Source organism: Pseudomonas sp. DF5 (genome assembly GCF_058148225.1).
In genome coordinates this window covers 97643-110585 of record NZ_JBYVYM010000025.1, presented here as the reverse complement: position 1 = coordinate 110585, position 12943 = coordinate 97643, and the positions used below count along the sequence as shown (strand labels likewise).

The 12943-nt window shown below is 58.3% G+C and carries 13 protein-coding genes; 7 read left to right on the top strand and 6 right to left on the bottom strand.

What is annotated here, in order from left to right; genetic code table 11:
• Nucleotides 1–223 precede the first annotated feature (223 nt).
• The 4 genes from AC30D7_RS21855 to AC30D7_RS21840 all read right to left on the bottom strand — a co-directional run bounded on the left by AC30D7_RS21855 (nt 224) and on the right by AC30D7_RS21840 (nt 3393).
• Nucleotides 224–1003: an ABC transporter permease gene (locus tag AC30D7_RS21855; protein WP_018926238.1), complete on the bottom strand. Its 780-nt coding sequence runs from the start codon at nt 1001–1003 to the stop codon at nt 224–226.
• A complete protein-coding gene (locus AC30D7_RS21850) occupies nt 1000–1932 on the bottom strand; it encodes an ABC transporter ATP-binding protein (RefSeq protein WP_490135442.1) in 933 nt (310 codons plus the stop codon). Before AC30D7_RS21850 ends, AC30D7_RS21855 begins: the two co-directional genes overlap by 4 nt.
• A 133-nt stretch (nt 1933–2065) precedes the next feature.
• A complete protein-coding gene (locus tag AC30D7_RS21845) occupies nt 2066–2689 on the bottom strand; it encodes a glutathione S-transferase family protein (protein ID WP_461772464.1) in 624 nt (207 codons plus the stop codon).
• A 44-nt stretch (nt 2690–2733) separates the two neighbouring features.
• On the bottom strand, nt 2734–3393 hold the full coding sequence (locus AC30D7_RS21840) for a transglutaminase-like domain-containing protein (protein ID WP_490135441.1): 660 nt from the start codon (nt 3391–3393) through the stop codon (nt 2734–2736).
• 246 nt (nt 3394–3639) lie between these two features.
• On the opposite strand from AC30D7_RS21840, the gene AC30D7_RS21835 reads away from it, so the two are divergent.
• Entirely contained in the window at nt 3640–6096 is a 2457-nt protein-coding gene (locus tag AC30D7_RS21835; RefSeq protein ID WP_490135440.1) for an acyl-CoA dehydrogenase, read from the top strand.
• A 108-nt stretch (nt 6097–6204) separates the two neighbouring features.
• Entirely contained in the window at nt 6205–6612 is a 408-nt protein-coding gene (locus AC30D7_RS21830; RefSeq protein ID WP_007938686.1) for a PA2817 family protein, read from the top strand.
• 72 nt (nt 6613–6684) lie between these two features.
• Here the strand turns inward: AC30D7_RS21830 and AC30D7_RS21825 are convergent, their stop codons facing one another.
• Nucleotides 6685–7683: a LysR family transcriptional regulator gene (locus AC30D7_RS21825; protein WP_490135439.1), complete on the bottom strand. Its 999-nt coding sequence runs from the start codon at nt 7681–7683 to the stop codon at nt 6685–6687.
• Nucleotides 7684–7773: 90 nt separating this feature from the next.
• Here AC30D7_RS21825 and AC30D7_RS21820 point away from each other — a divergent pair, with 90 nt between their 5' ends.
• The 5 genes from AC30D7_RS21820 to AC30D7_RS21800 all read left to right on the top strand — a co-directional run bounded on the left by AC30D7_RS21820 (nt 7774) and on the right by AC30D7_RS21800 (nt 11676).
• Nucleotides 7774–8400: an alanyl-tRNA editing protein gene (locus tag AC30D7_RS21820; protein ID WP_490135438.1), complete on the top strand. Its 627-nt coding sequence runs from the start codon at nt 7774–7776 to the stop codon at nt 8398–8400.
• 4 nt (nt 8401–8404) lie between these two features.
• Entirely contained in the window at nt 8405–8731 is a 327-nt protein-coding gene (locus AC30D7_RS21815) for a hypothetical protein (RefSeq protein ID WP_490135437.1), read from the top strand.
• 591 nt (nt 8732–9322) lie between these two features.
• The gene (locus AC30D7_RS21810) at nt 9323–10552 is read left to right on the top strand and encodes a type II and III secretion system protein family protein (RefSeq protein WP_490135436.1); all 1230 of its coding nucleotides are present in this window, start codon (nt 9323–9325) and stop codon (nt 10550–10552) included.
• A gap of 122 nt (nt 10553–10674) precedes the next feature.
• Complete coding sequence (locus tag AC30D7_RS21805) at nt 10675–11388, top strand: tetratricopeptide repeat protein (protein WP_490135435.1); 714 nt, start codon at nt 10675–10677, stop codon at nt 11386–11388.
• 18 nt (nt 11389–11406) lie between these two features.
• On the top strand, nt 11407–11676 hold the full coding sequence (locus AC30D7_RS21800; protein WP_490135434.1) for a DUF3613 domain-containing protein: 270 nt from the start codon (nt 11407–11409) through the stop codon (nt 11674–11676).
• A 288-nt stretch (nt 11677–11964) separates the two neighbouring features.
• On the opposite strand, the gene AC30D7_RS21795 is transcribed toward AC30D7_RS21800, so the two are convergent.
• Entirely contained in the window at nt 11965–12927 is a 963-nt protein-coding gene (locus AC30D7_RS21795; protein WP_490135433.1) for a type II secretion system F family protein, read from the bottom strand.
• Nucleotides 12928–12943: the final 16 nt, after the last annotated feature.

Here is a 12943-nt window from a genome sequence, read left to right as displayed (position 1 = left end):
GCCGCCCCCGGCCATGGATGGCCGATGGCGGCGGGCCCACGGAGCAGGACCGGAGCGAGGGCACCCTGAGCCTAGGCGAAGGGCCGAACGAAAGGGGCAAGAGCCTTTGGTTACTTTGGGCTTTTCAAAGTGACTCGCTGTAAGAGCGAAACCGCCAGCCGCCGTTACCAAAGAAACGGATATGTACACCATCAAAAAACATGTTGCCCGCGAAGGGGCTCGATCAGGTACGCATCCCACGCCCACTCACCAGCAGCCGCGCACAACCGATGTACAGCACAACAGTCGCTACCAGCATGAAGGCGATCGCCACGCTGATCTTGATGTCCGACACACCAAGGATGCCGTAACGGAAGGCGTTGACCATGTGCAACACCGGGTTGGCCAACGACACGGTCTGCCAGAACGGTGGCAACAGGCTGATCGAGTAGAACACCCCGCCCAGGTACGTCAGCGGTGTCAGCACGAAGGTCGGGATGATCGAGATGTCATCGAAATTGCGCGCAAATACCGCGTTGATGAAGCCCAGCAGCGAGAAGATCGTCGCCGTCAGCAGCACCACCAGAACGGTCACGCCCAAGTGATGCACCTGTAGCGTGGTGAAGAACAGCGACAGCAGCGTCACGATGAGCCCGACCATCAACCCGCGCAGCACGCCGCCCAGGGTGTAGCCGATCAGAATCGTATGCGGTGACACCGGTGACACCATCAACTCTTCGATGGAGCGCTGGAACTTGCTGCCAAAGAAACTCGATACCACGTTGCCGTAGGAGTTGGTGATCACCGACATCATGATCAGCCCCGGCACGATGTACTCCATGTAGGTGAAACCACCCATGCCGCCGATCTGACGCCCGATCAGATTGCCGAAGATCACGAAGTACAGAACCATGGTGATGGCCGGCGGCAGCAGAGTCTGCGGCCAGATTCGGGTGAAGCGTTTGACCTCACGGTAAACGATGGTATTGAGGGCAACGAGGTTGGGTTGCAGCTCAGAACTCATACCGCCACCTTCGACAGATTTTTCTCCACCAGGGACACGAACAACTCCTCGAGGCGATTGGTTTTGTTACGCAGGCTCAACACTTCGATGTTCTGCTGCGCCAATTGGGTGAACAGCGCGGTAATGCCCATGGCCTTGTCGACCTGGACTTCCAGGGTATGACTGTCGATCAGTTTGGCCGGGTACCCGAGCAACTGTGGCGCCACTTGCAACGTGTTCTTCAAGTCCAGCAGGAACGTCTCGACATGCAGTTGGCTGAGCAACTGCTTCATGCTGGTGTTCTCGACAATGGTGCCGTGGTCGATGATGCCGATGTTGCGGCACAACTGCTCAGCCTCCTCCAGGTAGTGGGTGGTGAGGATGATGGTGATGCCTTTCTTGTTCAGCTCGGTGAGGAAGGTCCACATCGAGCGACGCAATTCGATGTCCACCCCCGCCGTCGGCTCGTCGAGGATCAGCAGGCGTGGTTCGTGGACCAGCGCCCGGGCGATCATCAGTCGGCGCTTCATGCCACCCGACAGGGAGCGCGACGGCACATCACGCTTGTCCCACAGGCCCAGTTGCGTCAGGTATTGCTCGGCGCGTTCCTTGGCAATTTTCGCTGGAATGCCGTAGTAACCGGCCTGGGTCACGACAATGTCGAAGGTCTTTTCAAACTGGTTGAAGTTGAATTCCTGGGGCACCACACCAATGCAGCGCTTGAGCGCCGCCGGTTCCTTGTCCAGGTCGTGACCGAACACATTCACCGTTCCGCTGGTCTTGTTCACCAGGGTCGAGATAATGCCGATGGTCGTGGATTTGCCGGCGCCGTTCGGGCCGAGCAAGGCGAAAAAGTCACCTTCGGCGACGTCCAGATCGATACCACTCAAGGCCTGGAAACCGTTGCCGTAGGTTTTGGTTAGCTGCCGGATGGACAGAGCGGAACTCATATCGGATTTACACACCAAGAAGGGAAGAAAGGAATAAATAAGGGCGGGCGGCGATCAATGCAACCGCGGCGCATGAGCGCAATGGTGCTTGTCGCCGTCACACAAGTACAGTCAAGCGTGTCGATAGTGAGTATTAAGTCAACGCGGTCATGACGGCTTTGCGATACGCCGGACGCTGCTTCAACCGCGCATACCAGGCTTCGAGATGAGGCTGCGGCGCGCGCTCGATCGGCATCTCGAACCAGGCATAAATGAAGCTGCCCAGGGGAATGTCGCCCATGCCGATCTCATCGCCCGACAGGTAGGGTTTAGCCGCCAGCGCTTGATCGGCCATCGACAGCAGATCGTCGCATTCCTTGATCGCGGCCTTGATTGCCGGCCAGTCCTGCTGCTCTTGCGGGGTGCGCAACACGCCCCAGAACACCGTGCGAAACGGCGCAGCAAAACTTGAGGTGGTCCAGTCCATCCACTTTTCCGCCGAGGCACGGGCCTGCAGGTCCGTCGGATACCACGCCGTGCCGCTGGCATGGCGGGCCATCAGGTAACGCACGATGGTGTTGGATTCCCACAGCACGAAGCCGTCGTCTTCGATCACCGGCACGCGACCGTTAGGATTCATCGCCCGGTACTCAGGCGTGTCGACCACACCAAAGGCACCGCCGGCATCGATGGCTTCATAGGCCAGGCCCAGCTCTTCGGCGGCCCACAACGGTTTTCTGACATTCGACGAATTTTTCCGACCCCAGATCTTCAGCATGACCGCCTCCTTGTTGGATAAATGCGCAGGCAGCATACGCCGGATCAGGCGCGACTCAAATCGCTCTGCATGTCACCCAGTTGCAGCGGCAGCCGCTCGCCAAACAGATGCGGATAGCACTTTTCCAAGTGCTCGAAAAAGAACGCTTCAGGCACATCGGTGAACTGGCCGTGATCGACCAGGTACTCCATCAGCTGCTCGCCGTCACGGTTGAAGGGATGGAACACGCTGTCGTTGATCCCGTCGAATTCCAGCGGCGCGACATTGAACAGCTCGCACAATTGTTGATTGAAAGCCGGCGTGGCTTTAACCCAACGCTCGTTCAAATAAAGCTCGGTGTAGCCGTGCATGGCGAACACATCGCTCTTGAGCAGTTCGAGCAGACGCGGCGTCGACAGATGATTGCGCACATCCGCCAGACCGATACGCGCCGGGATCCCGCAATGCCGAGCGCAACCTGCCAGCAGCGTGGCTTTGGGCACGCAATAACTCTCCCCGGCCGCCAGTGCATAGCTGCCGCGCAAGGTGTCTGGATCACGACTGAAGGTATAGGGGTTGTAGCGCACGGCTTCGCGCACCGCGTAATAGAGATTGATTGCCTGACCGAGCGGATCGCGCCGGGCGCCACGATGTTTTTCGGTGAACGCCACCACCGAGGGATGGTCACTGTCGATAAAGCGGCCGGGGCTCAGATACGCGTGCATGGGAGCAATCTCCTGAGGGAAGCCACGAGTCTAGCGACACCTTCAGCACAGAGATAACGACGTTTCGGCCAAATATCAGCGCTTACTGCGCTGTTGACGAAAGACTTCAGCAGTTCTCCATGAAACAACCTACGAATTTCAACCGTTGATTCCTACAAGCTCAGACTTTTCGCTCTGTCCCCCACTTTTATGGATGCCGTCTAAGCTCTGAGAGTGGTTTTGCCCCTGGCTTCAGGAGAATTAATTATGCTGCTGTTGTGGATACTGGTTCTGGTGGTCGGGATTGCCTGGCTGGCACATCGCCGCACCGCACCTCTGCCCGCCTTGGGCATCATCGCTGTCTATCTGCTGGCGATGGGCATCTTCAGACATGCGAGCCATGCCCCTGTCTGGCTGCTGCTGATTTTCTGGGTGTTGCTCGCGGCCGTGGCCGTCCCCCTGTTGCTGCCAGACATGCGACGAAAAATGTTCACGGCGCCCATATTCAACTGGTTTCAAAAAAACCTGCCGCCCATGTCGCAAACCGAGCGTGAAGCCATTGAAGCCGGCACGGTCTGGTGGGACGGCGAGCTGTTCAGCGGTCGCCCGGACTGGAACAAGCTGCTGGCCTACCCCAAAGCGCAGCTGAGCGAAGAGGAACAGGCATTCATCGATGGCCCGACTGAAGAGCTCTGTGCCATGGTCAGCGACTGGCAGATCAGCCAGTTGATGGACCTGCCACCCAAGGCCTGGGATCACATCAAGCAGCATGGCTTTTTTGCCTTGATCATCCCCAAGGAATACGGTGGCAAAGGCTTTTCGGCGTATGCCCACTCCCAGATTGCGATGAAACTGGGGACTCGCAGCGGCGACCTCGCTTCCACCGTGATGGTGCCCAACTCCCTCGGCCCGGCGGAACTGCTGCTGCATTACGGCACCGAAGAACAACGCAATCATTACCTGCCACGACTGGCCCGCGGCGACGATATTCCCTGCTTTGCCCTGACAGGCCCGATGGCGGGCTCCAACGTCGGCGGCATGACCGACACCGGGGTGATTTGCAAAGGTGAATGGGAAGGCCAGGAAACCCTCGGCCTGCGCCTGAACTGGGAAAAACGCTACATCACCCTCGGTCCGGTGGCGACCTTGATCGGCCTGGCCTTCAAGGCCTATGACCCGGATCGTTTACTGGGTGACAAAGTCGACCTGGGGATCAGTCTCGCACTGATTCCAACCCAGACCCCCGGCGTGGAGATCGGCCGCCGTCACCTGCCGCTGGGCGCCGCCTTCATGAACGGCCCGAACGCAGGCAAGGATGTGTTCATACCGCTGGATTTCATCATCGGCGGTCAGGAAATGCTCGGCGAAGGCTGGATGATGCTGATGAACTGCCTGTCGGTCGGGCGTTCCATTTCACTGCCTGCCATCGGCACCGCCGCGGGCAAGTTCAGCAGCCTGGTGACGGGCCAATATGCGCAGGTTCGCGAGCAATTCAACGCACCACTGTCAGCCTTCGAAGGGATTCAGGAAGCACTGGCACGGATCGGCGGCAGTACCTGGTTGATGGACAGCGCACGGATGCTCACCGCCAACGCCGTCGACCTCGGTGAAAAACCGTCGGTGCCCTCCGCGATCATCAAATACCACCTCTCCGAACGCGGTCGCGAGTGCATCAGCCACGCCATGGATGTCCACGGCGGCAAGGCCATCATCATGGGCCCGAACAACTACCTGGCGCGTAGCTGGCAAGGTGCGCCCATTTCCGTCACGGTCGAAGGTGCGAACATCCTGACGCGCAACCTGATGATCTTCGGTCAGGGCGCTATTCGCTGTCATCCGTTCGTACTCAAGGAAATGGCCCTGGTCCATCGCGAAGACAAACAACAGGCGCTGATCGAATTCGACGCCCTGCTGCTCAAACACATTGGTTTTGCCGTGAGCAACGCCGCCAGTACCCTGGTGCTGAATCTTGGCCTGGGGCATTTCGAACATGCACCAGGGGACAGGCTCAGCCAAGGCTATGTCCGCGCCCTCAACCGTCAGGCAGCGGCTTTTGCCATGCTGGCGGACCAGTGCATGATGTTGCTGGGCGGCGAACTGAAACGCCGCGAAAGGTTGTCCGCACGTCTGGGCGATGTGCTCAGCTACCTGTATCTGGCCTCCGCCGCGCTCAAGCGGTATCACGATCTCGATTCGCCGGAGCATATGCGCCCGCTGTTCGCCTGGGCCATGGAAGAGAGCCTCGGCCAGTCCGAACGTGCGCTGGACGAACTGCTGACCAACTTCCCGAACAAGGTACTCGGCTGCCTGCTGCGGGTGCTGGTGTTCCCGTTCGGTCGCCGACACAGAGGCCCTTCGGACAGACTGGCGGCCAAAGTCGCAGCCGTTCTCGGACGCGCCAAGGGCGATCCAACCCTTGAGGAGCTATTGGGAGGCTGCTATCGCCCGCAATCGACAGAGGACCCGGTCGGCGCCCTGCAGCACGCCTGCGACTTGCTGAACGCCGCCAAACCGCTACAGAAAAAACTCAACACGGCGCTGAGAAGTCGCCAGGTCAAACCCACTGTCGGGGAATCTGTCATCGATGCCGCGCTGGAAGCTGGCGTCTTGCAACCGGCTGAAGCCCAGACCTTGCGCGAGGTCGAAGTGGCGCAGCGCAAGGTGATCGACGTCGATGATTTCGACAAACAGGTGCTGGTGCTGGGCAAGGGCAAGGTCCGCTGATCCAGAAGACCATGTGTCGCCTTACCATCATGGGGCGCTTTACCCTGTGAAAAACGGGCGCGGGGGCTTTATACTCCTGCGCCCGTTTTGCTCTTGAGGACTTATCTCGTGTCCAATGTCGTTGCCGATCATCTCGTCTTGCTCGACCACCTGCGCAGTATCCTGGTCGCCGTAGGTGAGGCCGAACAGGTTCCCGAAGAAAGCCATGCCTTGTTCCTGGAGCGCTTCGACGAACTGCGTGCATTGCTGCCGGTCGACCCGATCGAAAGCCAATACCTGGGCCAGGACATCCTGTGCCAGATCATCACCCGCTACCCGCAAATCGCCCACCTGGTGCCGCGCGACCTGCTGTGGTACTTCGCCGGTGACTGCCTGCATTACATGCCCGATGATGAAATCGACCTGTACCAGGCGCTGGAAGAACGTCGCTTCGAAGCCGAACAGAACGATGAACCGTTCGATTGGAATCAGGAAAAACAGCTGCTGGCGATGTCGAACCAGGACAGCAAGCACTGATCCCCGCCCGGTAATGCAAAAGGCCCGCATGGTTATTCATGCGGGCCTTTTTTATTGGTCGGGAAGATCTTTTCAAAGCAACCCATCACTCTCGGGCAACTCATACGCTGCCGCGCCCTTGCCCAACGCACTTGGCTTGCCCGGCTTGCTCAAGGTCGGCTCCTTCTCCAGGCATTCCACCAGATAGTCGATAAACACCCGTAATTTGGGCGGCAGATAGCGGGTGGGCGAATGCAGCAACCAGGCGCCTCCGTGGTAGGACGCCAGAAAGGTCCAGTCCGGCAATACCTGCACTATCAGCCCCTGTTCCAGCGCATAACGAGCGGTGAAGTAAGGCAGGCTACCGATCCCGATGTGTTGCAATACCGCGTCCAATCGCACGCCCGTGTGATTGGCGGCGTAACGTCCGCGCACGCTGACGGTCACGGCTTTGCTGCCCTTCTTGAACTTCCAGCGCGCATCGCTCGGGGTTTCCCCCAGATAGATGCAGCTGTGATTGAGCAGGTCATGAGGATGAGTCGGCGTACCGCGCTTGGCCAGATACTGCGGCGTTGCGCAGAGTAGATGATCGATGGTCAGCAATTGACGCCCCACCAGCCCCACGGGTGGCCGATCGGTGATACGGATTGCCAGGTCGACGTTGTCGTCGATCAAATCCACCTGACGGTCCTCGAGTAACAATTGCACATCCACTTTTGGATAGCGCCGCAGAAATTCCGGCATATGCGGATGAATGACGAATCGCCCAACGGCCTTGGGCACGCTGACACGCACCAGCCCTTCTGCTTCATAGGTGAATTGACCGCTGATTTCCATCACCGACTTCGCCGCGCTGACCATCTCCTGGCATCGTTTGAACACCTCTTCGCCTCCGTCGCTCAGGCGTAGCTTGCGCGTGGTTCGTTGCAACAAACGCATGGCGAGCGACTTCTCCAGCCGCGAAATGCTGCGACTTACCGCCGAGGGTGAAGACCCCAACTGACGCGCCGCTTCGGAGAAGCTGCCGGTCTCGACGACCTTGACGAAAATCGCCATTTCACCGAGCAATGGCAGGGGAAGATTTATGCTCATAGCGCAATAGTCCTTTGAGGTTGGAACGGATTATCACGCGATTCCACGATTCATATAATAAAAACAGAAACTTTAATAAGGGCATGAAACATGACGTTGCGCCTCTTTTTCCACAGTGATGACCTCAACGCTAATGTGGAAGTCCTCGATTGCACGCCCTACGAGAACGAATTCGCCGTGGTGCTGCACGCCACCCTGTTTCACCCCCAAGGCGGCGGGCAACCCTGGGATACCGGCTGGATCGGCGAGAGCCAGGTGCTTCGTGTGGTTCAGGATCAGGACCGCATCATCCACTTTGTCGACCACCCGGTAAAACTCGGTATGACCCGGATTCAGGTCGACGAGCAACGCCGCCGATTCAATACGCGCATGCATTCGGCGGGGCACCTGATTGGCCACTTCGTCCAGGCTTTGGGCTGGATACCGACCAAGGCTCATCACTGGCCGGACGAAGGACGTGTCCAGTTCAAACCGGGCGACAGTGCCCAAGAGGTCGATGCCCAGACGATTCAACACGGCATCAGGCATTGGATTACCCGTGACCTGCCGCGCCAGACGTTGTTGCGCGAAGGTGCCCGGCAAGTCGGCTTCGGTGAACTGCCCACCTACGGCTGCGGTGGCACTCATGTACGGAGCCTGAAGGACTTGGGCACAATCACGATCATGTCCCTTTCGCAGAAAAAGGGAGCGCTGTCAGTCCACTACAGCGTGGCCTGAGCATTTGAGCGATGTCGACCCCGTCATCGCCAGATCGCCCTCCTCGGCGCGTCGACCGCTGAGTATCCTTACCGAGGAGTTCCCCGCCAGGTTGGCGGCCTTTAACGGCCTAACCCGCGACATGCGTGACGCAGGGATTGCAATTAAGGCGTTAGTGCTTTCGGACAACCAGATTTTCGTCGATTGCAAAAGCCTCGACCTGCTGTCGCACCGATTTGGGCATGAATTTCGCGGGATGCGCTGCAACGCTGAGGGCCAGTTTTCCCGCAATACGGCGACTATCCGGGGCATCGGCGTGGTCTGGTTCTCGCAGGTCAAGAAGCAGGACTAATGAGCCTGTCGCTTGAGGTCGGTGGGCGGCCAAGTATTCCCTTCGAACCACATCATGTAGTGCTCCATCACCCGCAACCTGCCTATCTCCCTCCTTTGCACGGAAAGTTTTCGCACAAAGCGTGGCGCTTTGCCTTGGTTGAACTACCTTTCAAACAAGAAGAAGTCATAACGGTTTGGAATTTCCAGATCAGGTTCAGCGATCAAATAGCGGATTGGCAAAAGGAGTTACCTCACTATGGTCCTGGCAAGTTTTTTCCGGCTTTGTGTCTTGATTGCCGGTTTCTTTTCAGGGGAGTCAGCTCGGCGGACAGTACTGTCTATAGCCGCTATTGCTGTCGGGCCGGGGCATTTCGCTCTGGTAGGCAGCCCTGGTAACCGGATCATTCAAAACCGTTTTAGCGAAGGTCGCTCGCTGTTCACTAAAGACCAGCGCATTGCACCCGCGTGTATATAGCAGCACCAAGGAATATTGCCGGAGACATTAGTGATTAGTGCCCTGGCGAGGTTGAGGGTCGACTCAGGCCCCTTGTAGTGATCCGAGGCAACCCAGTTAGCCTTGAAGATGGCCTATTCAGCGAGGATGCACTTAATGAGCTATCGTACCGTGCCCGCTTTCAAGCGAATTATCCATGGCCTGTTCTGGATGGGCCTCAGCGTGGACGCGGCTCAGGCCGCGGCGGCCAACTGTTCGCAGATGGACAGTATGCCGACAACGTTCGAGGTCGGTCAGGGGCTTCAGAGTGAACTGCGCACACCGGTTCCGGTGACGCAACTGGCCGTGGGTGACCCGAAAATTGCCGACGTGCAACCCAGCGGCAAAAACCCCAACGCCTTCCTGCTCACTGGTCTGACACCGGGAGCCACCAGCCTGATGGTCTGGACCACCTGTTCGAAAGAACCACGCCAAAGCATGGTGTTCGTCAAGGGCCGGGCCACCTCGGCGCTGACCAGCGTGTCGACCGGACCTACCGAAGACCCGCTGCTGCCAAGCCAGGTGCAAACCGATATTCGCTTCGTTGAAGTCAGCCGGACCAAACTCAAGGAAGCCTCAGCGTCTATTTTCGGCACCCGCGGCAACTTCCTGTTCGGCTCGCCGAGAACCTTACCTACCATCGGCGGCATCGTTACGCCGTCATTGCCGGTGAACAACGATAATTTCAACCTCTCTTTTGCGACCGGCAGTACCCTGGTGGCGATCAACGCGCTGGAAGGCAGCGGCTTCGCCTATACCCTGGCGCGGCCAAGCCTGGTGGCGCTCAGCGGGCAAAGTGCGAGCTTCCTGGCCGGCGGTGAAGTACCGATTCCGGTGCCCAGTTCGAGCAGCAATAACATCTCCATCGAGTACAAGGAGTTCGGTATCCGCCTGACCCTGACGCCAACCATCATCGAGAAAAACCGTATTGCCCTGAAGGTGGCGCCAGAAGTCAGTGAACTGGACTTCACCAACGCCGTGAGCATCGCCGGCACGATAGTTCCGGCGCTGACCATACGCCGTACCGACACCAGCATCTCCCTGGCCGACGGCGAAAGCTTCGTCATCAGCGGCCTGATCAGTACCCGCAACAACTCCCAGGTGAACAAATTCCCGGGGCTTGGCGATATCCCGATTCTGGGCGCGTTTTTTCGCGATAACACCATCAACCGTGAAGAGCGCGAGCTGCTGATGATCGTCACCCCACACCTGGTCCAGCCTCTGGCGGCCAATGCACAACTGCCATCATTGCCTGGCGAACAGCTGCGTAATTACGACCCGAACTTCTACCGCATGTTCTTCCTTGAAAATGGCGATTTCGACAGTCGCAGCGGGCTTTCGCAATGAGCCGGAGCCAGACGCTGAACCGGGCTTTCGCCCTCACTCTTAACGGTGACCTTGAGCGCTTGGCGGGCCAGCTGTATTGCCATTGGCCAGGCGTTCAACGTGTTGTAGCCAGAGGACACTCGATGAAAGCAATCATTGCAATAACGGCGACATTGATGCTCGCAGGTTGTGCCACCAATGGCCTGTCTTCGCGAACGGCTGTCTGTGCCAAGCCCAGTTCGGAGCAAGAGCTGGCCCTGAATCTGGCGGACAACATGGTCAATGAGGGCCGTTTGTATGCCAGCCTGGCGAACCTGGAAAGCTTGCCCGATGACCTGGTCCAGGCTCGCCTGCGCAAGGCTCGGGTGCTTCGCTTGATGGGGCGTAAAGATGCGGAGCCGTTGTATCAAAGCTTGCTCGGCACCTGTCTGGCCCCTGAAGGGGAACATGGCCTGGGCCAGTTGGCTGCGGCAAAAAATGATAACGCCACCGCTGCCACTCACCTTGAGCGAGCGGTGAAGATGTCCCCCACCGACGACAAGATGCGCAATGACCTAGGGGTCGTCTACCTCAATCAGCGACGGATCCCTGAAGCACGCTTCGAGTTCATGACAGCCATGGAGCTCAAGCAGGCGGATTCACTGGCGGCACTCAACATGGTGACGCTGCTGATCTATCAGGATAACTGGAAGGCGGCTGCCGAACTCGCAAACCGCGCCAGCTTGAGTCCCCAGCAAGTCGCAGAGGCTCAAAACCGCGCGGAAAAACTCAAGGCCTCTGCTAAAAAAGCGGTGGCTTCGGAGGGGAATCGCAAGGCTGAGGTAGCCGATGCCTCAGCCGGTGCTGCGATCAAGTAGAACGTACGAGGAGTCGAGATGAATACCAAAAGGCTGTTGATTGTGTGCATGGTTTGCCTGTCCACCAGTGCCTGGGCTATTGAGCCGGGCCCCTCCTCGGCGCCGCAAAAAGGCACCGAACAGTGGATGCAGCTACAGATCCGTGGTGTGGTTGCCTCCCCTTTTCGGCAAACTGCATCGGTCACCGAGCGTGACCTGGCCTTCCAGCGTTGGCTGAACAGCTTCACCTACCCGATCCCGATGTTCTTTGAGCAGAAAGCTGCGGGGGAAATGTCCACCAGCAAATGAGGCACGTCAATGGATGATCAACCTCTGGCATCGTCCAGAGTAGCCTGGTTAAAAAGCCAGGCTTAATTACGTCTGCCGGAAAGTATTAGCATCTACACATTTCCCAGTTCTAACCGAATCCCCCCGCATGAGCGAGGCTTGCCCGCGAAGAAGCCGTCATATCTACGTGGCAGACAGAACGCTTTCGCGGGCAAGCCTCGCTCCAGGGGACATATAGACCTTCAGAGGGAAAGTAAAGATCAAGCTCGGGTAGAGGCCATCGTGCTCGACAGCCTCTGCACGTTTACCTCACCCGAATGCTCTGAACACGCCGATCAGCGCAGGGCCGATGGCGACCAGAAAGAAGCTCGGCCACAAGCAGAAAATCAGCGGAAATACCAACTTGGTACCGACTTTTGCCCCCATCTCTTCGGCGGCTTGTGTACGCCGGTCACGGAACTCATCGGCATAGATGCGCAGGGTGTCGGCTACGCTGGTACCGAAGCGAATACTTTGCGCCAACAGGCTAACCAACCCTTGCACGTCATCCAGGCCAGTACGCAAAGCCAGTTGCTTGAGCGCCTCGGTACTGGAAATGCCCGCGCGGATTTGCGCATTGACCAGAGCCAGCTCTTCAGCTAGCTCAACCTGACTGACTGACATCTCTTCAGCCACCCGTTCAATGGTCGTAGGCAGGGCCAGGCCCGACTCCACACAAACCACCATCAGATCCAGCGCATCCGGAAACGCGGCACGCAGCCGACCTTGACGCGCCTGCTTGCGGTTGCCGACATACAGCGCTGGCAGCAGCCATCCCATACCAGCCACCATGAGCACCAACAACAGACCAATGCTCAGCGAAACCTTGGGAATCATCGGCAGCAGCAACAACGTAATGCCGACCAACACCAGGGGTAACAGCAAGCGCACTGCCCAGTACATCTGCACAGCTGAAGAGGAACGGTACCCCGCGTGCGTCAACATGGTCTGAGTGGCGGACGCCTGAGCCGACTCGGCCGAGGCAAAACGCTGGCCGACCCGCTCCAGCAACAGTTGCAGGTTACCTGGAGCGTCCTGGCCAGTCGTGTTGCCTAAATGACCACGCTTGATCAGCGCCAGACGGCGCCGCACCGGGTCCTGAAGACCTAGCATCAAGAAGATCACTGCAACGACTGCAAGCACTGTACTGAGACTGATCGCGCCAAGGAACAACAGGCGCGCCACCTCCTCGTTCCCCGTGACCCGACTGAACAACCCGAGTAAAAAATCCATAACCTGTACCTCCCGG

What these genes read in the sequence shown, in the direction of transcription:
- AC30D7_RS21855 (WP_018926238.1), bottom strand. Translation starts at nt 1,003, where the DNA reads ATGAGTTCTGAGCTGCAACCCAACCTCGTTGCCCTCAATACCATCGTT.
- AC30D7_RS21850 (WP_490135442.1), bottom strand. Translation starts at nt 1,932, where the DNA reads ATGAGTTCCGCTCTGTCCATCCGGCAGCTAACCAAAACCTACGGCAAC.
- AC30D7_RS21845 (WP_461772464.1), bottom strand. Translation starts at nt 2,689, where the DNA reads ATGCTGAAGATCTGGGGTCGGAAAAATTCGTCGAATGTCAGAAAACCG.
- AC30D7_RS21840 (WP_490135441.1), bottom strand. Translation starts at nt 3,393, where the DNA reads ATGCACGCGTATCTGAGCCCCGGCCGCTTTATCGACAGTGACCATCCC.
- AC30D7_RS21835 (WP_490135440.1), top strand. Translation starts at nt 3,640, where the DNA reads ATGCTGCTGTTGTGGATACTGGTTCTGGTGGTCGGGATTGCCTGGCTG.
- AC30D7_RS21825 (WP_490135439.1), bottom strand. Translation starts at nt 7,683, where the DNA reads ATGAGCATAAATCTTCCCCTGCCATTGCTCGGTGAAATGGCGATTTTC.
- AC30D7_RS21820 (WP_490135438.1), top strand. Translation starts at nt 7,774, where the DNA reads ATGACGTTGCGCCTCTTTTTCCACAGTGATGACCTCAACGCTAATGTG.
- AC30D7_RS21810 (WP_490135436.1), top strand. Translation starts at nt 9,323, where the DNA reads ATGAGCTATCGTACCGTGCCCGCTTTCAAGCGAATTATCCATGGCCTG.
- AC30D7_RS21805 (WP_490135435.1), top strand. Translation starts at nt 10,675, where the DNA reads ATGAAAGCAATCATTGCAATAACGGCGACATTGATGCTCGCAGGTTGT.
- AC30D7_RS21800 (WP_490135434.1), top strand. Translation starts at nt 11,407, where the DNA reads ATGAATACCAAAAGGCTGTTGATTGTGTGCATGGTTTGCCTGTCCACC.
- AC30D7_RS21795 (WP_490135433.1), bottom strand. Translation starts at nt 12,927, where the DNA reads ATGGATTTTTTACTCGGGTTGTTCAGTCGGGTCACGGGGAACGAGGAG.